Source organism: Pseudomonas sp. YH-1 (assembly GCF_051990045.1).
In the GTDB taxonomy this organism is placed as follows: domain Bacteria; phylum Pseudomonadota; class Gammaproteobacteria; order Pseudomonadales; family Pseudomonadaceae; genus Pseudomonas; species Pseudomonas nicosulfuronedens.
Window position 1 is genome coordinate 6284103 of sequence record NZ_CP178184.1, and the last position, 16845, is coordinate 6300947.

At 63.7% G+C, this 16845-nt stretch carries 25 protein-coding genes and 1 tRNA gene; 2 read left to right on the plus strand and 24 right to left on the minus strand.

The features are described 5' to 3' along the window. Window positions 1–11 precede the first annotated feature (11 nt). Window positions 12–1055, minus strand: a complete 1044-nt coding sequence (gene queA / locus ACKI1H_RS29055) for a tRNA preQ1(34) S-adenosylmethionine ribosyltransferase-isomerase QueA (protein ID WP_440467102.1) — start codon at window positions 1053–1055, stop codon at window positions 12–14. A gap of 106 nt (window positions 1056–1161) precedes the next feature. On the opposite strand from queA, the gene ACKI1H_RS29060 reads away from it, so the two are divergent. Further along, a tRNA-Leu gene (locus ACKI1H_RS29060) sits at window positions 1162–1247 on the plus strand. An 86-nt stretch (window positions 1248–1333) separates the two neighbouring features. Then, the gene (locus tag ACKI1H_RS29065) at window positions 1334–1501 is read left to right on the plus strand and encodes a hypothetical protein (RefSeq protein ID WP_440467103.1); all 168 of its coding nucleotides are present in this window, start codon (window positions 1334–1336) and stop codon (window positions 1499–1501) included. Here ACKI1H_RS29065 and ACKI1H_RS29070 read toward each other — a convergent pair whose 3' ends face one another. The 23 genes from ACKI1H_RS29070 to ACKI1H_RS29180 all read right to left on the minus strand — a co-directional run bounded on the left by ACKI1H_RS29070 (window position 1502) and on the right by ACKI1H_RS29180 (window position 16802). Beyond that, complete coding sequence (locus ACKI1H_RS29070) at window positions 1502–1759, minus strand: hypothetical protein (RefSeq protein ID WP_440467104.1); 258 nt, start codon at window positions 1757–1759, stop codon at window positions 1502–1504. Beyond that, entirely contained in the window at window positions 1756–2127 is a 372-nt protein-coding gene (locus tag ACKI1H_RS29075; protein ID WP_440467105.1) for a hypothetical protein, read from the minus strand. The genes ACKI1H_RS29070 and ACKI1H_RS29075 overlap by 4 nt, the downstream gene beginning before the upstream one ends. After that, entirely contained in the window at window positions 2124–2639 is a 516-nt protein-coding gene (locus ACKI1H_RS29080; RefSeq protein ID WP_440467106.1) for a hypothetical protein, read from the minus strand. The genes ACKI1H_RS29075 and ACKI1H_RS29080 overlap by 4 nt, the downstream gene beginning before the upstream one ends. A gap of 58 nt (window positions 2640–2697) precedes the next feature. After that, complete coding sequence (locus ACKI1H_RS29085; protein WP_440467107.1) at window positions 2698–3033, minus strand: hypothetical protein; 336 nt, start codon at window positions 3031–3033, stop codon at window positions 2698–2700. Between the two features lie 4 nt (window positions 3034–3037). Beyond that, window positions 3038–3634: a hypothetical protein gene (locus tag ACKI1H_RS29090; protein WP_440467108.1), complete on the minus strand. Its 597-nt coding sequence runs from the start codon at window positions 3632–3634 to the stop codon at window positions 3038–3040. Beyond that, on the minus strand, window positions 3627–3902 hold the full coding sequence (locus ACKI1H_RS29095) for a hypothetical protein (protein WP_440467109.1): 276 nt from the start codon (window positions 3900–3902) through the stop codon (window positions 3627–3629). Before ACKI1H_RS29095 ends, ACKI1H_RS29090 begins: the two co-directional genes overlap by 8 nt. 4 nt (window positions 3903–3906) lie before the next feature. Then, the gene (locus ACKI1H_RS29100) at window positions 3907–4470 is read right to left on the minus strand and encodes a hypothetical protein (protein ID WP_440467110.1); all 564 of its coding nucleotides are present in this window, start codon (window positions 4468–4470) and stop codon (window positions 3907–3909) included. Window positions 4471–4480: 10 nt separating this feature from the next. Then, window positions 4481–4678, minus strand: a complete 198-nt coding sequence (locus ACKI1H_RS29105) for a hypothetical protein (protein WP_280056008.1) — start codon at window positions 4676–4678, stop codon at window positions 4481–4483. Between the two features lie 7 nt (window positions 4679–4685). Further along, the gene (locus ACKI1H_RS29110) at window positions 4686–5264 is read right to left on the minus strand and encodes a hypothetical protein (protein ID WP_440467111.1); all 579 of its coding nucleotides are present in this window, start codon (window positions 5262–5264) and stop codon (window positions 4686–4688) included. 30 nt (window positions 5265–5294) lie between these two features. After that, window positions 5295–5873, minus strand: a complete 579-nt coding sequence (locus ACKI1H_RS29115) for a hypothetical protein (protein WP_440467112.1) — start codon at window positions 5871–5873, stop codon at window positions 5295–5297. A 1-nt stretch (window position 5874) separates the two neighbouring features. Continuing rightward, on the minus strand, window positions 5875–6459 hold the full coding sequence (locus ACKI1H_RS29120; RefSeq protein WP_440467113.1) for a hypothetical protein: 585 nt from the start codon (window positions 6457–6459) through the stop codon (window positions 5875–5877). Between the two features lie 3 nt (window positions 6460–6462). After that, window positions 6463–7944 carry a hypothetical protein gene (locus ACKI1H_RS29125; RefSeq protein WP_440467114.1) on the minus strand — a complete coding sequence of 494 codons (1482 nt, stop codon included), beginning with the start codon at window positions 7942–7944 and terminating at the stop codon, window positions 6463–6465. Beyond that, a complete protein-coding gene (locus ACKI1H_RS29130; RefSeq protein WP_416748269.1) occupies window positions 7941–8336 on the minus strand; it encodes a hypothetical protein in 396 nt (131 codons plus the stop codon). Before ACKI1H_RS29130 ends, ACKI1H_RS29125 begins: the two co-directional genes overlap by 4 nt. A gap of 2 nt (window positions 8337–8338) precedes the next feature. After that, the gene (locus ACKI1H_RS29135; RefSeq protein ID WP_440467115.1) at window positions 8339–10072 is read right to left on the minus strand and encodes a hypothetical protein; all 1734 of its coding nucleotides are present in this window, start codon (window positions 10070–10072) and stop codon (window positions 8339–8341) included. Then, window positions 10073–10588, minus strand: a complete 516-nt coding sequence (locus ACKI1H_RS29140; protein ID WP_440467116.1) for a hypothetical protein — start codon at window positions 10586–10588, stop codon at window positions 10073–10075. Window positions 10589–10628: 40 nt separating this feature from the next. Beyond that, the gene (locus tag ACKI1H_RS29145) at window positions 10629–13451 is read right to left on the minus strand and encodes a tape measure protein (RefSeq protein WP_440467117.1); all 2823 of its coding nucleotides are present in this window, start codon (window positions 13449–13451) and stop codon (window positions 10629–10631) included. A gap of 101 nt (window positions 13452–13552) precedes the next feature. After that, window positions 13553–13792, minus strand: coding sequence for a hypothetical protein (locus tag ACKI1H_RS29150; protein WP_440467118.1), 240 nt, complete (start codon window positions 13790–13792; stop codon window positions 13553–13555). A 117-nt stretch (window positions 13793–13909) separates the two neighbouring features. Beyond that, window positions 13910–14680, minus strand: coding sequence for a hypothetical protein (locus ACKI1H_RS29155; protein WP_440467119.1), 771 nt, complete (start codon window positions 14678–14680; stop codon window positions 13910–13912). Between the two features lie 57 nt (window positions 14681–14737). Continuing rightward, the gene (locus ACKI1H_RS29160) at window positions 14738–15517 is read right to left on the minus strand and encodes a hypothetical protein (RefSeq protein ID WP_280056019.1); all 780 of its coding nucleotides are present in this window, start codon (window positions 15515–15517) and stop codon (window positions 14738–14740) included. Window positions 15518–15521: 4 nt separating this feature from the next. After that, the gene (locus ACKI1H_RS29165; protein ID WP_440467120.1) at window positions 15522–15695 is read right to left on the minus strand and encodes a DUF7210 family protein; all 174 of its coding nucleotides are present in this window, start codon (window positions 15693–15695) and stop codon (window positions 15522–15524) included. Beyond that, entirely contained in the window at window positions 15692–16162 is a 471-nt protein-coding gene (locus ACKI1H_RS29170) for a hypothetical protein (protein WP_151189218.1), read from the minus strand. The genes ACKI1H_RS29165 and ACKI1H_RS29170 overlap by 4 nt, the downstream gene beginning before the upstream one ends. Continuing rightward, window positions 16159–16488, minus strand: a complete 330-nt coding sequence (locus ACKI1H_RS29175) for a hypothetical protein (protein ID WP_440467121.1) — start codon at window positions 16486–16488, stop codon at window positions 16159–16161. Before ACKI1H_RS29175 ends, ACKI1H_RS29170 begins: the two co-directional genes overlap by 4 nt. Further along, on the minus strand, window positions 16485–16802 hold the full coding sequence (locus ACKI1H_RS29180) for a capsid cement protein (RefSeq protein ID WP_440467122.1): 318 nt from the start codon (window positions 16800–16802) through the stop codon (window positions 16485–16487). Before ACKI1H_RS29180 ends, ACKI1H_RS29175 begins: the two co-directional genes overlap by 4 nt. Window positions 16803–16845: the final 43 nt, after the last annotated feature.

Here is a 16845-nt window from a genome sequence, read left to right on the forward strand (position 1 = left end):
AAGCTCATGGATCAGTCCTCGGGGCCGCGCGGTGCCGGGTTGCGGGTGATGAACATGGCATCGCCGTAGCTGAAGAAGCGATAGCCCTGCTCCACCGCTGCCGCGTAGGCGGCCATGGTCTCGGGGTAGCCGGCGAAGGCGGAGACCAGCATCAGCAGGGTGGATTCGGGCAGGTGGAAGTTGGTGACCAGGGCGTCGACCACGTGGAACGGCCGCCCGGGGAAGATGAAGATATCGGTGTCGCCGCTGAACGGTTTGAGCACGCCATCGCGGGCGGCGCTTTCCAGAGAACGCACGCTGGTCGTGCCGACGGCGACCACGCGGCCACCGCGCGCCTTGCAGGCGGCCACGGCGTCGACCACGTTCTGGCTGACTTCCAGCCACTCGTTGTGCATGTGGTGATCTTCGATGCGCTCCACACGAACCGGCTGGAAGGTGCCGGCGCCGACGTGCAGGGTCACGAACGCGGTGTCCACGCCCTTGGCGCGAATCGACTCCAGCAGCGTCTCGTCGAAGTGCAGGCCGGCGGTCGGTGCGGCAACGGCACCGGCACGCTCCGCATAGACAGTCTGATAGCGCTCACGGTCGGCGTCTTCATCCGGACGGTCTATATAAGGCGGCAGCGGCATGTGGCCGACGCGCTCCAGCAACGGCAGCACGTCCTCGCTGAAGCCCAGCTCGAACAGGGCGTCGTGGCGCTGCAGCATCTCGGCCTCGCCGCCGCCGTCGATGAGGATCTTCGATCCCGGCTTGGGCGACTTGCTTGAGCGCACGTGGGCCAGCACGCGATGGCTGTCCAGCACGCGCTCCACGAGGATTTCCAGCTTGCCACCGGAGGCCTTCTGGCCGAACAGACGGGCAGGAATGACCCGGGTGTTGTTGAACACCATCAGGTCACCCGGCTTGAGGAAGCCGAGGATGTCAGCGAATTGCCGATGGCTGAGCTCGCCACTAGGTCCGTCCAGCACCAGCAGACGGCTGGAGCTGCGCTCCGGAAGCGGATGGCGGGCGATCAACGCCTCGGGCAGGTCGAAATGAAAGTCAGCGACACGCATGGGAAGAGCATTCTCGAAGGGGCGCGTATCTTACTGGAAATGCCAAATTCTGACCATTCGAGCCGATTGACCGGCGCAGAGCGCCTCCCTATACTGCGCGCCCATTGCCTCGGTGGCGGAATGGTAGACGCGGCGGATTCAAAATCCGTTTCTGGCGACAGAGTGAGAGTTCGAGTCTCTCCCGGGGCACCAAATAAAACCCGTAAGACGTTGTTCTTACGGGTTTTTTCTTTTCTGTTGGCGTAATTTTGGCGTAATGCAAAATCACGGGAGCCGGGATGAAAGGAAGCAAGCGAACCTTGGGGCATATCGTCTTCTTTGGTGTTGCCATCCTGTCCACAGGTGGATGGCTGAAGGGGCATCCGCCGCCCTATGTCGTCTTCTTTGGTCTGCCTGTGCTGTTCTTCTTTTGGGCCTGGCTCTATTCAGTTTTCTTCAGTGACTAATCACTGGCACGCCTGCACCGCCGCGCGCAGCTGCACCTCATAGCCCTTACGCTGCTCCAGCTCGGCCAGCAAGGCGCGCACCTTGGCCTGCAGGCTATCGCCCTTCTGAAGCGACGCAGTCGCCCAGGCCGGCGCCTCGACTGCCGGCGCCCGGCAGGGCACCGCCACCGGCACCTCCACGCGCACCGTACGCGGCTCATGCTCGACCTGGCCAGCGCACCCCGCCAGCGCAACCACCGACACCAGAAGCCACTTCATAGCCCCAGCTCCTTGTCGATCACGGCCTCTGCCGCAGCGCACTGGTCGCCCTCGGCGCGCTCCAGCTGCAGACGCTGGGCGGCGGCGTAGTGCTGGGCGGCCTGCTGGTGGGCGTCGGCGACAGCCTGGGCCGCCTTCGCCTGCCGCTGCTCTGCCTGGTTGGCCAACTCGCCGAGCTTGGCGCCCTGCTCCTTGGTCAGTTCCTCGAGGTTCCCCCGGGCGGTCTTGCACATGACCAGTAGCGCGGCAGTTGCGTCGAGCTGCGGCCGGTAGTGTCCGGCGGCCAGCCACGCACCAACTCCGGCGCCGGCACAGAGCAGCAACAAGACAGCCAGGGCCAGGGCGAGGAACTTCCCCTGGCCAGTCACTGGACCGCCTCCAGCGCCGCGGCGTAGTTCGCCGCCCACTTCTTCCGCAGCTCGGCGCGCTGGGCGGGCGTACCGCGATCGTATGCCCCCGGGCGCCAGGTTCTCAGGTACAGGTCCCAGGCCACCGACTCCTTGCCCAGCTCCGGCAGGCGGGCCGGATCGGTATAGAGCAGCAGGCGCGCCAGGCCGGCCGCCAGCACGTCGTCGTGCTCGATGGCGTTCCACACGTCAGGCGCAGCTGGGACAACGCCACGCACGGCACACAGGCCGGTTGCCAGGTCTCGGACGTCCTGGGCGCGGTAGCGCAGCAGGCCGGTGACCATGCCGCCGCCCTGCTCTGCCTGCCAGAACGACTTCGCCGGCCCGCTGCCCATCTGGCGGCGATAGGTGAATCGCGACTCCTGCAGCCCGATGGCCAGCAGCATGACGACCGCCTGCGGGCTTTCCATTTTTGCAGGCAGCAGCAACAGCGCCGGTTCGATGATCGAGCGGCGCACTTCTCGAAGGTCCATGGTTTTCTCCAGGCATAAAAAACCCGCCGAGTGGCGGGCTTGATTGGTAGGTACCGGGTTAGGTAGCGGGGAGTAGCTTCAACAATCCCTGAAGTTGCGCCTCCAACTGGGCGATTCGCTCAGCCTGGCCGCCAATCACCGCCTGTAGCTCAGCATCTTTCGACTGCGCGAACAGCAAAGCTTCAGCTGTAGCGGCGCCGACGATAGAGACGAACGCCGCATAGGCCTCGGTGTCTCCGTCATCAACCACAACGGGGGGATTGACCGTGGCGCTTATCACTACGCCATCGCGTAGCACCTCGCTGATGTACGACGCCTGGGAGGCGATCGAGCCATCCGGATTAACGCGGGTAAGCACCTCGTAGAGTCGGGTGCGTTCTTCGAAGGATGCCATGGTGTTAGCTCACGGTTGTGGTGGTATTGATGACCTGCCAGACAGAGCCATTCGATCGGCAGATCTTTGCGCCGCCAGCGGCGTTCGACACCTCAATGCAGTGCCCGCTATAGGCTGCAGCGGATGGCAGAGTGGCCAGCGTGTAGGGAGGAAACCTGAAGGGTGTGCTCAGCTGTACACCGCCCGTTGACCCGATCGACACGCGATCGGCGCCGGACGTTCCAAGCACAAGCGGTAGCTGTGCTCCAGCGCCCGTTGCAGCTGCCAGCAGCAGAATACTGGATCCGTTATTCTGGAAAACCCCCAACGGAGAGTTCTCCACATCCGCCGAAGAGAACAGTTGGAAACCAGATATCGCCGAAGTCCCATTCGGAATGATCGGAACCATTGTCTGACCATTTACAGTGCTCGTCTGGAAGAAGGTTCGGTTAGCCAGAGACCCCACACCAGATGAAAAATCGCCCACCAGTTTTCTACCATTACCGGTGAACTGCAGGCTGCCTGGCAACGCCATGGTCTCGCCAGTCTGGTACTCGGCCCAGCCGGTCGGCGAGCTGCCGCCGCTGTATTCGTAGCGAAGCGGGATGAAGTTGTTAGCCATTGAGGGTCACCGGCAGGTTGTAGGTCGTTCCGTTGTTCATCGTCAGCGCAAGCGTGCTGTTTGCGGACACATTGATGTAGGCGCCAATACCGCCGTTGAGCAGCACCGAAACCTTCGTCGGCCGGTTCATGGAGTAGGCCACTATCGTCCCGCTATGGTTGGTGACGTACTGGTCGTAACCGCTGCCCACGCGGACGAAGTAGATGCTGTCGGCCTCCAGCACCGCCGGCAGGCTGGCCACGAACTTGTGGTGCTTGATGTTGGCCATGCGCTCACCAGTTCAAGCCGTCCCAGCGGCTGTGGATTGGCTGCCCGTCGTAGAGCAGGCCGTCGGCGTCGGCGCCGAGCTTGTCCAGGGTGACCTTGTTGGCATGGCTGTGGGCAAGGCTGACGGCGTTGTCGATCTGCGCGGGCGTGCTGGTGGGCTTGCCCTGGATCGCCGCCCAGGTCAGCTGCACGTCCATCGACTCGTACTCAGCCACCTTCAGCCAGGTGCTCGTCGCCGGGTTCCAGGCGTACAGCGCAGCGCCGGCCGTCACCGTCGGGTCACCGGTGGCGTCCTGCACCAGCACGAACACCGCCTCTTCGGGGTCCAGCGCGTCGCGTGCGGCGATGTCAGCCACGAACAGCACCAGCGCGCCACTGCTGGGCAGGCTGGCCAGCGCGGCGGCGATCAGGGCATTGATCATCGCTGAGTTGCCCAGCGCCTTGGCTTCGCCGGCCTGGTTGGTCAGGTAGCTCTCGGCATAGTCGCCGTTGTCGACGTAGTAGAAGGCGTTCGGCTGCAGGGTGCCCGGCAGCGTGGTGACCTTGAAGAACTGAACATTGTTGGCCATGGGCCGCTCCTTACCATTCGTTGGATTGCCACTCGCTCAGGCCGGAGCCTGGTGCGCCCGGCGGGCCCTGCTCGCCGACGGTGACGATCACCAGTTCGGCCGGGGCCTCGACCGTCACCGCGTATTCATTGATCTGCTCGAGCAGGAACGGCGCTCCATCAGCCTCGATGGCCACCGCCCAGGGCTCGATCTGCTCGGTGTCGCTCATGCTCGCCTCACTGCTCTACGGTGACCGGTCCCCGGAAGAAGCGACTCACCGTGCCGTCGGCGAAGGTCACCTCGAGGTGATACCAGCCAGCGGTCCAGGTGATGGCCTGCGTGGTGTCGACGGCGATCTCCACGGCGAGCGTGCCCGGTGCCGCGGAGGTGATGCCGCTGCCCATGGTCAGCTCCAGGAGCTGAGCGCCGCCCTCCTCCCGCTCGCGGATGACCAGGCGCGCAGTGGCGCCGGTGAGGTCGACCGGAGGTTGGTAGATCAGTTGCCCGGCGCCCGGCACTGGCTTGAGGCCGGCACCGCTCACGCCGTTGATCTCCAGCGTGTCGGCGTCGACCACCTCCACCCGGTGCGGCAGTTGCCGCGGCGGCTCGCGGTTCAGCTCCTGCAGGCCGCTGGTGCCGATCACCCAAGCCAGCCAGTCGCCGGCCAGGCCATGGGCGGGAACCGTCAGCCGAACGGGCGCCGTGGCCGATATCGCCGTCAGCGGCCGGTACTCCTTCGGCGGCTGCATCAGCCGCCGGGTGTCGCGGTAGGTCGCACCCCGAATGAGGCGCATAGGTAGGCAGGCCGGCTGCATGGCTGGCTTCTCCTTGGGCAAGCGGGATGGTTACTCGGTGGGCTGGAGCTGCGGGATGATCACGGTGTTGTCGTAGGAGCGGATAAAGCGGAACACGTTCATGCCGTTCGCAATCGGGAAGGTGTAGGAGTTGTCGCCGGCATCGGTCGGCGTGCCGAGCGATTCCGGGATGACGTACACCGAGTGGGTCGCGGTGCTGAAGTCTACGCCCGGGATGATCTTGAGCGTCTTCTGGGTCGGCGAGCCCTTCACCAGCAGCAGAAGCTCGTGCACGTTGTCGTCCGCCGCCATGCTGCGCATGGTCAGCGTGAACGTGGTACCGGCACCGCCTGCGCTGATCTGAAGCGCCGTCTGCCCTGCCGGCCACACGATCGCCGTGGTATTGCCGGGAGCGAGCTCGTCGGTGGTCAGGGCGTACTCGACGCCGTTGCCGCCACCGCCGGCCGGCGGGTCACCCGTGAATACCGGATCGCCCCAGTCCGCCGCCGAGGCGGTGCCGGTGGCGACGTAGGTCTTCTTGTTCGTGGTGTCGACGTAGTGCGCGCCCACCGAGGGTGGTGCGCTGCTCGGGGCGCCCGCCCCGGTGACGATGTGTTGGACGTTCGCCATGTCATGCTCCAGTCAGATTGTTGCCCTGGCCATCGACCAGGTAGTTGCCGCTGCCGTCGAGCAGCACGCCGTCAGGTACGGTGCCGCCCTCGAGCACGGTGACGCGATCCTGCAGGTCTTGAAGCGCCGTCTGCTGCTGATCGATCAGCGTTGCCTGGGCGGCGATGTCGCCCTGCAGCTGGCCGATCAGCGCGGCCTGATTCCCTATTGCATCCTGCTGCTGGCCAATCAGTTCGGCTTGGTCAGCGATGGCGCCCGATTGGGTGGCCAGCGTGCTGAACAGCCCGCCGAGGGTGCCGGCCGTCATGCTGCAGAACACCCAGGTATCGGCGGGCCAGCTGGCGGCGCCTGTGGATTCCTGGGCACGCTCGATCGCGATGGTGCCCCCGGCACCCGGCGTGGCCTTCACGATCTCCACGACGGTTTGCTGGCTGGGGTCGAGCGTGCCGACCAGTGTCAGCAGGTAGTGGTCGCCCGAGCCCATTGGGAGCTTCGCGGCCGCCGCGGTCGAGATCGGCAGCACGGCGCCGCCGGCTGCCAGTGCGCCAGTCAGCTGGGCAAAGAAGTTGTTTACGAAGCGCTGCATGGGTCACATCCAAGTCGAGATGCTGTTTCCGTCACTGGGGGCTGTGTGCTCCCCGGTGATGGGATTGAGTGAGCCGTAGCGCAACGGCCCAAAGATCGATTCGGGTTCATCCAGGTCAGCACGCCGGACCTGGTAGGCCTCCCCGCCAGCAACCGGCGCCGCCGGCCCACGGTAGTGCTGGATGTACAGCTCATCCGGCTTTACGCGGACATAGAGGCCGAACAGGTTGTTGGAGTAGCGCACCCAGTCGAAGGGCCGCAGGCGCGACCGGATGAGGCACTGTTGCTGTTGGGTCCAGTTCGAGAAGTCGAACGGCACCGGCGCCCAGGTCCCCGCGATGGGGTTGAACTGCCCCGTTACGTTCTCGCCGTTCAGCGTCTCCGTCTGTTCGACGGTACCGGCCTGGTTCTCCCAGTGCTCGGTGTGCACCACCACTTCATCCATCGTCGTTGCCAGTTCTCCGCCGACCTTCAGGGTCAGCGAGTAGGTGGTTGTGTTCGAGGTGGTGCGGTTGACCGAGGTGGGCGACGGCCCGACGTTGAACGCGGCGGCCGGGTAGTTCCAGGCGTAGAGGATCTGGAAATCCAGCGTGCAGTCCACCAGCTCCCCGGCGGCGTTGAACCACACCGCCAGGATCTTGTTCTGCACCGCGTCTGTCCGCGTGCCCTCACGAACCGCATACCGGGCAAGCTGGCCGTTTACGTCGATGCCTGCGTACACCGTACCGGGAGGGTCAGACGCCGCCGGCCGGTCCACCACCACCGGGTTCTCCGGGTCGTGCGGGTACGGCGCGCCCACCGTCCAGCGGGACTCGCGCAGCTCCCCGGAATAGGCGTCCTGCCCGATGTACGTGCCCAGCGTCTGGAGCCTGGTGCGCAACACCGAGGCCTCGGCGGCGAAGCCTGTCTGGCGATCGCCAGTGACGGTCACCAGCAGGAACCCCAGGGGAATTGGCCGCACGCCCGGCGCAATGGTGCTATCCGGGTCTTCCATGTAGAGCATCAGCACCGCTCGGGAGCCGTCCGGCGAGATATCCACAGGGGCGTTGTCGCGCTTCACCACCACGCCGGAGATGACCGGCGTGGATTGCCCGAGGTCTTCCGGCCAGGTGACCGGCATCGAGCGAATCACCTGCTTGCCGCCCAGCACGCCGAACAGGGTGGCGGTCTGGCCCTCCAGGTTGATCGTCCAGTTGCTGCCATCCGGCGCGCTGTAGACCCAGCCGCCCAGGTCACGGTTGTAGAGGTTGAAATACCGGCCGCAGAGGATCGACTGATTCCGCCACTCCCGGCCGGCAGCCTGGTCGGCGGCCAGCTCATCGTCGCTGCGCTCCACCGGCGCGATGCCGGGCACCTGGTGGCGATACGTCAGCCAGGGCATATCGCCGGGCATGTAGATCGTGCTGATCAGCATGCCGTTGGGCAGGTGCAGGCCGTCGCTATCAAGCCGGCCGTGCCACGGCCAGCCCCAGGGCGGTACGGTCATAAGGTCCCCTTCGGATCGGCCAATTGGAACTCAACGTCGGCGCCGTTGGCGTCCGTCATCCGCAGCGTCTTAATCGCCGGCAGGATCAGCAGGCCGTCGCTACTGGTCAGGCCGTCGGCGTAGTAGTCACGGTCTGGCACCTGCGAGGCGCCCTCGGCCTTGGTCTTCTCGACCAGGGGGCTCGCGATGCCGCCGGAGCTGGTGGAGGACGGCGCCTTGTACACCGCGCGCCCCGGTGTTGCCGGCCGGGAACCGCGGCGCTCCAGCTCGTTCAACTCCCCGATCTTCCGCCGCTGGCTCTCGAGCGACTGCAGGTCGCTCACCAGCTGCTGAGACTTGCGGGCAGCCGTTATCCCGCCAGCGATCGCGCGGCGCTCATCGGCAAGGGTCATGACTACAGCTCCAGCAGGTCGTTGGGGATGGCGACCCTGTAGGTTCGCGCTGTCGAAGCGGTGAACTCGTCACGGTGCTCGGCCGGCACTTCCGGCGCGGTCATCTGGTGCCGGCGCGGGAAGGCGTCCGGCGGCGAGCCAATATCCAACTCGTCGTAGTTGCCGGCGAACCCATCCAACTCATCGTCGTAGGTCATCAGGCCGCGACCGCGCAGTTGGGTCGGCAGCTGGATCAGCTCGGGCACCTCACCTGTTACCTCGCTGTTCGGCGGAGGCGGCAGGGTAAGCGGATCGTCAATCGTGCCACCGCCTCGACTGATGGCCAGGGTGATGGTGCTGATGGCTGTCTGCCCCTCGATGTCGTACTCGTCGATCAGGGAGAAGACCTTGCCCTGGGCGCGAATGCGGTCCTCCATGAGCAACGTGTGCACGAGGTCAATGCCAAGCGCCATGGAGGTCGGCACCTGCCACGCGACCTTGTTTCCGCGGTGCGAACCGAGAGCGGTAACGCGGGCTCCAGACAGAATGCATGACGCGACAAGCTCCAGCCTCTCCGTCTCACGTAGGTCGACCAGATAATCTCCAATGGGGTCCTGGGCTGCATCTGACTCCGGCCCGGTGAACTCGGCCGACTCCCAGTCATCTGCTCGTGCCAGCTCACTTTCCAGTGAAGCGCCATCTCTCCGTAGCACCGGCCCGGCCTGGGCGATGCTTTCCGAGGCCACAACGGTGAGCGCATAGCTCTCCGTGACCGGTTGCACCCAGCGCATCCCCCCCACCACGTCGGCGGCCAGCAGTAGGTTGTCGAAGTCGTTGCGCCAGGCCTGCGGCGGGTCGCAGTACACCCCGGAAAGCGGCACCGTTAGCAATTCCGCACCGGCGAGCAGGTTGTACCCAGCCGAGCTAAGCGCCTCCTCGAGCATGTCGATGGTTGGCAGCTCTGTGGAGTTGGCGCGCCAGATACAGAAGCCATTGTCCACCGACCAGCCCTGAATATCCGGATGCTCCCAATTGAAAGCCTGGTGCCTCTCGCGGAGGCGGCTGAACCGATATTTGAGGTCAAGCTCGACTTGGTTGACGCGGTCAGACAGCTTGGCGATATCCACAGACAGGGAGCCGTCGATGGTTGTGCAGGAGGCGAACCGCTTCAGGGGTGCCTGCGCAGCCCAAGGCGTCAACCGAAGCGCACCAGCAACGGATCGATCCAGGCTGCCAGCCACGGACGCCAGGCGCTCGCCGGCATAGTCCCAGCGACTGCGCCCGTCAGTGGCCTCGAACACATCGACAGTCCAGATGCCGCCCACGAGTGCGTCGATATCGGCGATCTCCATCGCTTCGACCAGGTCCTGCAGGCGGTCGGTCGCCTCGCAAGAAACGATACGGTTTCGCGGGTCGTAGCTCGGCTGCTCCAGCCACCCCGAGAATCGCTTCTCCTCGAGCCATCCGGCACCCAGGGTCTCGCGGTAGTAGATGTCGACAGCACGGCCGGTCCAGCCGACCACGTCGACGCCGGCCTCAGGCAGGTACAGGGAGAACTCCGCGATGGCGGCCGCCCCCTCCTCCCGCTCAATGCGGATGCTGCCGGTAACCTGCGCGGTGACATCTTCGTCGCCCAGCATGATCCGGCAGGACCACAGCGTCGACTGAGGGGCCGGCACTGGCTCAACCTCGCCGCCCTGGATCGCGCCAGCAGAGTTCAGCGCGAACGAGTTCAGCGGGGCGCCGTTGATCTGCATTTACAGCTCCTCGCAGGTAATCTGCCAGCCGTGAGGCGTGGCGCCGTTGCCCGGGTCCATGTCGCCCTGGGGCCGCTTCGCCGAAACGGTGAACATGGGCATCCACAGGACTTGGTAGAGCGATGCGCCAGGAGCCTCGGCGACCGCTGCCGCACTACCGGTCAAGGTCAGTTCCGCGCTCACCCACTCCTTGCCGACCAGCGCCAGTGCGTAAACAGGGAAGTCCGGCCTCGGCGTGCCGATCACCTGGAAGCTGCGGCCGGTGCTGACGATGCTCAATTGCTTGGTGCATCGCAGCTCCAGCGGCTGGGTATAGTCGAGCCCATCCAATCCGGGCGGCATCCAGCCGGAGCCGCTGAGCGCGATCGCTGAGCGCTGCCAGTGGGTCTGCTGCACGCCCTTGCCGCTGGTGAGCCGGAGGACTTCCGGGCCACCCAGCGGCGTAATGGACTGCGCCACCGTACCGGCGTGCAGCACGATGGGCAAGCCACCCAGCATGACCATGGGTAGAGACATTCAGGTGCTCCAGAAAAGGAAAGCCCCGCAGGTGCGGGGCTCAGGGTTTACGCCGGTGGCCTTTCTTCATCGACTCTCGGTGCAGCGCTGCGAACTGATCACCACCGGCCTGCATGGTGTAGGACTGCCCATTCAAGTTCAGGATTACCGTCCCCAGGCTTTCGCCACCCTGGCCGAGGGCCAGCGATTCCGGTAGAGCAGGTATGTTCGGGACAGTCACCGCCCCAACCAACCCACCATCAGCGTAGCCTGACAACCCGCCAGCCAGTCGCGACCGAAGGTCAGCCATCGTTCGGGTGAAGCCATTCCGTCGAATGCGCTCAAGGAAGGTGAGCGCTCCGGGCTCATTGACCACCCGCTTCGGCTGGACGTGCTCATCCGCGTGCACCAGGCCGACCTCTTTGAACTTCTCACCTGGACCAGTCCAGCCGCCTTCGGCAAAAGCCGGCGGTGCCGAGGGCGCGTCTGCGGTGACCCTCGCCACGTTGGAGTCAACGTCCGGCGCCGTCACCTGCACCTTGAACTTCAACTGCTCGGCGATCTGCTGAGATAGCGCCAACATCCGAGCCTTGATCTGCTCTTCGTTGGCTTGGTCCCAGGAGACGGTAACGCTCAGATTTTTCAGTGCGTCCGCCTGGCGCACTAGGTCGGAAATGCTGTCCTGTACGCTGGTCTGGATATCAGCCGCACGGACCTTCCGGACCTCCTGGGCAGCGGTAGCGATGTCCTCCAACTCCACAGCCACACCACGCAGGCCATAGGTATTCTCCCCGGCTGATAGCAACTGCTCCAACGACTCACGCGCCTTGTTGGCATACTCAATCGCTTTCTGGGGGTCGCTGTCGATCTGCGACCTGGCCTTCAGCTTCAGATCCTGCACCTGGCTGTAGCTGGCCGATGTCGCTGGCCCAGCGGTGCCATCCTTGAAGGACTGCGTCAGGTCCTTGAAAGGCTTCAGGATCGTTTCGGTTTCGCCGACCACCTGCTCGTAGTTGGCCTGGGCCTTCTTAAGTTCCTGATACTGCTGGTTCAGGTAGCCCTTCAGCTTGGCCAGACCTCCCTGCCGGGCGCGGTCGATCCGATCCTGGAACCCACGCTCGCCGGCCTCGCGCGCGGCCTGTAGTGCTCGCTCGCTGCCAGCGAATCCATCCAGAGCTCTGAGCTGCTCCTGATAGTTACGCTCTCGTTCCTTGGCCTCTTCCACCTCCGCCTTCGCCGTCCGCTTCTGCTTGGCGTCGTTCTCAGCTTTCTCACGCGCGGCTTTGAGGCTATTGAGATACTCCTCATACTTGGCCTGCTGACGGTCTAGCTCGGCCATGTCGGCAGCGCCGAAGCGAAGGAAATTCAGGATGCTCAGGTTTCCGTTGTCCTGCAGCTCCTTCTTCGCGGCCATGACGCGGGCAATCGACTTCTCCACTTCCGCGATCGCATTGTCCTGCGTGGCCTGGCGGTCGAACTCGAAAAGAGAGGCGAAACCACCTTTGTTGAACGACTTGAAGCCATCACTCACCAGCTTCACAGCGCGACTGACAAGGCTGAGACCGGTGGCCAGCGCCTTGGTTTGCCCGGTCAGATCATCGACAGCACCCACGGCCTGAGTGGCTTCGTTCGCCAACACCTGGAATTGTCCGCCGGTGGTCTTCTCCAGCGCAGCGGCCTCAGCGCGCAGCTTCGGCAACTGCTTCAGCAAGGCGTTGATAACAACGTTGGCGGTTAGCTGGCCATCGTTGGCCATCTGCTTCAGGGCGCCTCGGGCCACGCCCAGACCATCGGCCAGGGCGCGCATCAGGCGGGGCGTCTGCTCGGCTACTGAGTTGAACTCATCCCCCCGCAGCGCGCCGGCGCCCAGCGCCTGGGCGAACTGAACGATGGAGGCGTCAGCCTCCTCAGCGCTCGCGCCGCTGATACGGGTAGACGCAGACACTGCCTCGATCACGCCCAGCAGGTCCTTCTGCCCCCGCTTCAATTCAGTCAGGCTCGGCGCCAGCCGGGTATAAAGGGAGTACAGGCTAGAGATCGGCGCCTGGTTCTCGTTCGCCAGGCGGCCCAATTCGCGCTGAGCAGTGTTGAACTCCTCCTGATCGTTGGTCGCCAGCCGCAGGCGCGACTGCAGGTTCTTCACCTGGTCGGCGGCCTTGATGTAGGCGGTGACGGCCTCCGTTACCCCGAGACCAATGCCCAATCCGGCAGCGCCGTTAATGAGACCCTGGACGCGCCCAGCGCCATGGCTGGCCACGGTCAGTTCTTGGATTTCCCGGCGAGTTTCCTCCAAGCGGCGTTGCAGCTGGAGCTGCGCTGCCGACTGCTCAGCGACAGACTTGAACCCCGCCCGGCTGAGTCGCTCATAGTCCGCAGGTAGGGTGCGCAGTTGAGCCTGCAGCGTCCGCAGCCGATCTACGCCAAGCGTCCCGCCGGCGGAAGCCAGCTCTGCATCGGCGCGGCCCGCCGACACACGCTGCCCGAGCTCGCTACTGAGTCGTGCCTGCTCAGCCGCCAAGTTCCGGGTGTCGACACCTGCCGCCTGCAGTTCCGCGCGCATGCTGGACAGCCGAACAATCTGCTGCGCCTCGACACGCTCCAAGCGCTGCAGGTCCGCGACCGATGCCTTGTAGCTGGCCTGGAGGGCTTTTGTCGGAGTGTCCGTCCGAGCGATCTCGTCACCAAGCTCACGCACGCGATCACGCGCACGACGGATAGTCCGAGAGCCGCTATCCAACTGGCTCTCCAGGTCCCGAAACGCATTGGCCTGGCGCAGCGGACGCTCGACGTCCTTAACCAGCTTCTGGTACTCAGCGCGGAACCCCGAGACTGCGCGGCGCGCCTCGGCATCATCAGCCGTAAGCCGCAGCTCTACATCGGTCATGTCTTACACCTTGAGCGCCCGGAGAAACAGGCTCCATGGATAGGAAAGGACGTTCTGGTGGCCGATGCGCACCAGCAGGGCAATGGTTTGATCTAGGCGCCCTATGGCTTCACCAGAACCTTCTCCAGTCGCCCCAGCATCTCGAAAAAATGGCGGTTTACCTCACGGCAGGCCTTGGCTAGCTCTTCGAGTTGCGACGGGGTCATTCCGTCGATCTGCTCGGTGGTCAGCGAGGACATCACCGCAAGGTCATGCAGGCGCAGCGCACCACCAAGCAATGAGTCGCCGATCAGGTCGGCCGTGATGGTGTCCATCAGCTGGCGGACTTGGGCGACGGTCATTTCTCGCACAGTGACATGCAGCCCACCGATTGGGACCGTGCGACACCCTGAAGCTTCAGACATCTAATTCTCCAGAAAATAAAAAACCCGCCGAAGCGGGTTTTAAGTGATCGACTCTTACTTTCCTATTCTTCCTAGCTGTTCGATGGCAACAACCGAGTCTGTACCGTAGACTGCTGAAACTTCAGAAGACAGATTCTTAAGATCGGAAACCCTCGACGTTAGCGAGAGTTCAACCTCTAGAATCTTATCCAACTCTTTCTTCTTCTCTTCCAAGGATTTCAGATACCTTGCAGATGCGTATTGCGCAGTGTATTCATTGCTTGTTTCTATGCTTTCCTTATGGGCATCTTCCGCCGCAGCTGAGGCAGACTCAGCTCTCATTGAGGCCCGCATGATCGCGCTCATGTCGCGAATGGTCTCACGAACGCATTCCATGTAACGCGACGCTAGGACAATTTTATCCCTAGCGATCCCCGAGTCTATTCCGTTGAGATTAATTATCAGCTTGTCGATTTCAGATATAGCATTCGACGCCCTTTCAAAGTACTCGCCAAACGTGATACTTGAATCTGATTTATGATATCCAATCTGCTGAGCCAGGTAAGCAGTAGTTACCTTTATGGACGGCCTGGCCGAGGACACAACCTCATTTTCTTTATACTTGTCGTAGCCGAATTTAGCGCCAAAGCCAACTGCGCAAAACAGTAATAAAAAGGCTATCCAGAAGGCGAGTCCACGGGAATGCCCACGGTGCTTCTCTACTACTTCAGGCTCCTGCTTACCACCCTGAAGCTTCGCGTAAATCACTCCGCAACTTGTGCAGGAGTCAGGGCTAGCCTGCATTTCGTTAAGCGTGGGCTCATAGCCACATTTCGGGCATTGCATAGAGGGCTCCCTCCCATTCTTCAATGGGAGGGAATGTACCCAGATTGACACCCGGCGTCACGCCGCAGCCAGTTCCTTCTTGATGCGGAAGTACTTCGAGGTTCCGTTGCCGACCTTGGTGTTGTCCTTCAGCACCTTCGCGGTCGCCTGGAAGCCGCCGAAGTCGTCGGTGTTGATCCAGTCCATCTGCGTGGCCAGGTTGAGGCGGCACTGGAAGAAGCGAACCTCGATGCGCTTCTGGGTGCCGGCGGCGTTCTCGCCTTCGAAGAGGAACTCGAAGGTCTTGCCGCTGTTGGTCAGCGCCTCGATCACGTCCACAGCAGCGGAGCTGTAGTCCACGCTGACCTTGTACGGCGTACCGGACGGAGAGGCCTTGATCGCTGTCTCCAGCGCGCCGCCGGGCACGGGTTCGATGCCGGAGCCGGTCATCACCCAGTCGTCGAACTCGTCGAAGTCGGTAGTGCCGGCTTCGTTGCTGACGCCGGTGATGCTCAGCGGCATCTTGTCCAGGGCGATGGTGCCATCCACCTCTGCGATGTGCACTTCGCCAGTTACGGTGGTGGCCGGGACGTTGGTTGCATCGCCCCACACCAGGGAAGCCAGCACCCAGGTGAAGATCTCGCGGAAGTTGATCGCCAGCGACACGCTGGTGACGCGGTCCAGGCTGTCGTACTCACCGCCCTGCGGGGTGGTGGTGTCCGGCAGGGTCAGCGTATTGGTCTCGGTGGTGTGCTGGATGGTCGAGACCAGGCCGCACTTCTGGAACGGCAGACCAGAGCCGGCCTCACGCGCCTTCCAGTGGCCGCCGATGACGACCGTTTCTTTGTTGATGGTCATGGGCTTACGCCTCCTTGGGAGTAGTTGCGGCGCGCTCAACCTTGCCCGCTTGCTGCAGGAAGGCCTTCTGGCGCTCGGTGACTTTGATCTTGTCGCCAACCTTGCGGTCGACGCCCTGGTGGGTATGCGCGCCGGTGAGGACTACCTCGACCTGCTGCACGGGTTTCTCAGTGCTCATCGGCGGATCGGCTCCTGGATGATGGTTGTGATGTGAACGGGAACGATGACGCCGGCGTAGGGCTGGCCATTGCCGGGCGGGAAAGGATCGGATGAGCCAACGGTGGTCCCGGTGCAGCCCTTCGGAAGCCACTTCGGAAACTGACCCTCCACGGGAACAAAGGCCTGGCTGATATCCAGCTCCATGGATTCGAGCGATTCCTCGTAGGTGGAAACGTCCGTGCGAACCAGCCCGATGACGAAGTACCCGACATGCATCCGCAGCGCGCCCGGCTTGCCCTCTGGTGGCCGGTTCGGCGCCTTCTGGATCAGGACGAACTGCTGAGGCAGGCCCTTCTCGGTAATAACCTCATTCAGCCAACCGGTCCGGACCTGCTGGCCAATGTTGGTCAGGCAGCCGTTGTCGACGGTGATCTGCTCGACGCGCCGAATCAGTGCCTGGCGGACGCTGGTGAGGATGTTGCTCATGGGGCCTCCATGCAGGCAGCAGTCACCACGTGGCCGTCGTCGGCTGCGATATCCTCGACCAGCAGTCGCCGGCCGCAGCAGAGTACAAACACGCCGCCGCGCTCGACCGAGTCGAGAAACACCTTCCGCCAACTGATGGCGACAGCATCCGCACGCATCAGGCCCTCTGGGCCGTTCTGCATCAGGTTGTGGTCGACGATGACCGTCAGATTGCTCGCCACCAAGCGGCCATCCCTGGCCAGGTACTGGGCAGTTCCGTCGTTCAGCCGCTCGACCACTCGCTCATGCAGGCGGCCAAGCGCGCGAGCGAATCTGTCGCTGGTCATTGCTGGACGAGCAGCGCGGAAGCAAAGCCGCCGACAGTGGGCTCGGTGATGTAGCCGAACGGCACCGATTCGGCGGTGGCAGCAGCCACCAGCTCACCATCCAGGACGCTGCACTTCACGCCCTGGGCCAGTCCGGCGGCGGCCGGCAGGCTCCAGACGCCGCCGACCTTGGCGGAAAACTCCTCGCCCGCAGCGGCGGTCACCAGCGGTACCACTACCAGGTCGCCGACTTCCGCCGGAACGCCGGAGGTGACACCACCGGCCGGAGCGATCAGGGTCAGGACGTCGCCGTCCTGTACGAAATTCTTGGCCATGTTGGGTCTCCAGATGGCTGAAATGAAAAAGCCCCGCAGGTGC

Excerpts from the sequence above, each read along its gene's own strand:
- ACKI1H_RS29170 (WP_151189218.1), bottom strand. The coding sequence starts at position 16,162 with ATGAGCAACATCCTCACCAGCGTCCGCCAGGCACTGATTCGGCGCGTC.
- ACKI1H_RS29180 (WP_440467122.1), bottom strand. The coding sequence starts at position 16,802 with ATGGCCAAGAATTTCGTACAGGACGGCGACGTCCTGACCCTGATCGCT.
- ACKI1H_RS29120 (WP_440467113.1), bottom strand. The coding sequence starts at position 6,459 with ATGCAGCGCTTCGTAAACAACTTCTTTGCCCAGCTGACTGGCGCACTG.
- ACKI1H_RS29160 (WP_280056019.1), bottom strand. The coding sequence starts at position 15,517 with ATGACCATCAACAAAGAAACGGTCGTCATCGGCGGCCACTGGAAGGCG.
- ACKI1H_RS29135 (WP_440467115.1), bottom strand. The coding sequence starts at position 10,072 with ATGCAGATCAACGGCGCCCCGCTGAACTCGTTCGCGCTGAACTCTGCT.
- ACKI1H_RS29155 (WP_440467119.1), bottom strand. The coding sequence starts at position 14,680 with ATGCAATGCCCGAAATGTGGCTATGAGCCCACGCTTAACGAAATGCAG.
- ACKI1H_RS29165 (WP_440467120.1), bottom strand. The coding sequence starts at position 15,695 with ATGAGCACTGAGAAACCCGTGCAGCAGGTCGAGGTAGTCCTCACCGGC.
- ACKI1H_RS29095 (WP_440467109.1), bottom strand. The coding sequence starts at position 3,902 with ATGGCCAACATCAAGCACCACAAGTTCGTGGCCAGCCTGCCGGCGGTG.
- queA (WP_440467102.1), bottom strand. The coding sequence starts at position 1,055 with ATGCGTGTCGCTGACTTTCATTTCGACCTGCCCGAGGCGTTGATCGCC.
- ACKI1H_RS29115 (WP_440467112.1), bottom strand. The coding sequence starts at position 5,873 with ATGGCGAACGTCCAACACATCGTCACCGGGGCGGGCGCCCCGAGCAGC.
- ACKI1H_RS29070 (WP_440467104.1), bottom strand. The coding sequence starts at position 1,759 with ATGAAGTGGCTTCTGGTGTCGGTGGTTGCGCTGGCGGGGTGCGCTGGC.
- ACKI1H_RS29080 (WP_440467106.1), bottom strand. The coding sequence starts at position 2,639 with ATGGACCTTCGAGAAGTGCGCCGCTCGATCATCGAACCGGCGCTGTTG.
- ACKI1H_RS29130 (WP_416748269.1), bottom strand. The coding sequence starts at position 8,336 with ATGACCCTTGCCGATGAGCGCCGCGCGATCGCTGGCGGGATAACGGCT.
- ACKI1H_RS29145 (WP_440467117.1), bottom strand. The coding sequence starts at position 13,451 with ATGACCGATGTAGAGCTGCGGCTTACGGCTGATGATGCCGAGGCGCGC.
- ACKI1H_RS29140 (WP_440467116.1), bottom strand. The coding sequence starts at position 10,588 with ATGTCTCTACCCATGGTCATGCTGGGTGGCTTGCCCATCGTGCTGCAC.
- ACKI1H_RS29150 (WP_440467118.1), bottom strand. The coding sequence starts at position 13,792 with ATGACCGTCGCCCAAGTCCGCCAGCTGATGGACACCATCACGGCCGAC.
- ACKI1H_RS29175 (WP_440467121.1), bottom strand. The coding sequence starts at position 16,488 with ATGACCAGCGACAGATTCGCTCGCGCGCTTGGCCGCCTGCATGAGCGA.
- ACKI1H_RS29065 (WP_440467103.1), top strand. The coding sequence starts at position 1,334 with ATGAAAGGAAGCAAGCGAACCTTGGGGCATATCGTCTTCTTTGGTGTT.
- ACKI1H_RS29105 (WP_280056008.1), bottom strand. The coding sequence starts at position 4,678 with ATGAGCGACACCGAGCAGATCGAGCCCTGGGCGGTGGCCATCGAGGCT.
- ACKI1H_RS29125 (WP_440467114.1), bottom strand. The coding sequence starts at position 7,944 with ATGACCGTACCGCCCTGGGGCTGGCCGTGGCACGGCCGGCTTGATAGC.
- ACKI1H_RS29090 (WP_440467108.1), bottom strand. The coding sequence starts at position 3,634 with ATGGCTAACAACTTCATCCCGCTTCGCTACGAATACAGCGGCGGCAGC.
- ACKI1H_RS29085 (WP_440467107.1), bottom strand. The coding sequence starts at position 3,033 with ATGGCATCCTTCGAAGAACGCACCCGACTCTACGAGGTGCTTACCCGC.
- ACKI1H_RS29110 (WP_440467111.1), bottom strand. The coding sequence starts at position 5,264 with ATGCAGCCGGCCTGCCTACCTATGCGCCTCATTCGGGGTGCGACCTAC.
- ACKI1H_RS29100 (WP_440467110.1), bottom strand. The coding sequence starts at position 4,470 with ATGGCCAACAATGTTCAGTTCTTCAAGGTCACCACGCTGCCGGGCACC.